The 374-nt window shown below is 26.7% G+C and carries 1 protein-coding gene; it reads left to right on the top strand.

Going from position 1 to position 374, the window contains the following annotated elements; genetic code table 11:
• Window positions 1-13: 13 nt before the first annotated feature.
• On the top strand, window positions 14-374 hold a 361-nt coding region (locus tag H4O21_RS28415), incomplete at its 3' end, for a sigma-70 family RNA polymerase sigma factor (RefSeq protein ID WP_182812558.1).

A 374-nucleotide genomic window follows, 5' to 3' on the forward strand; every position in this document is an offset into this window, starting at 1 on the left:
AATAAAATAACTAATGTCTAAAGAATTAATTCAAAGGGCAAAAAAAGGTAACATTGACGCCTTAAATGAATTAATAGAAAAATATAAATCAGTTGCTTTTTCTATTGCTTTTAAATACCTGAAAAACAAAGAAGATGCTGAAGACATTACACAAAATGCTTTCATCATAGTTTTAAGATCTATCAAAAAATTTAGGAATGAGTCTAAATTTTCAACTTGGCTGTATAAGATAATTTATCACGAATGTCTTAAAGTGTTAAAAAGTAGAAATCTAATGATAGAATACATCCCTGAATTTACACAGATAGAAGCAGCTGAAGTAAAAGATGAAACAAAAAAAGTAGATCATAAGATTGACGAACTTTTAAGTCACT

This window comes from Oceanospirillum sediminis, assembly GCF_014164585.1.
GTDB lineage: Bacteria > Pseudomonadota > Gammaproteobacteria > Pseudomonadales > Halomonadaceae > Oceanospirillum > Oceanospirillum sediminis.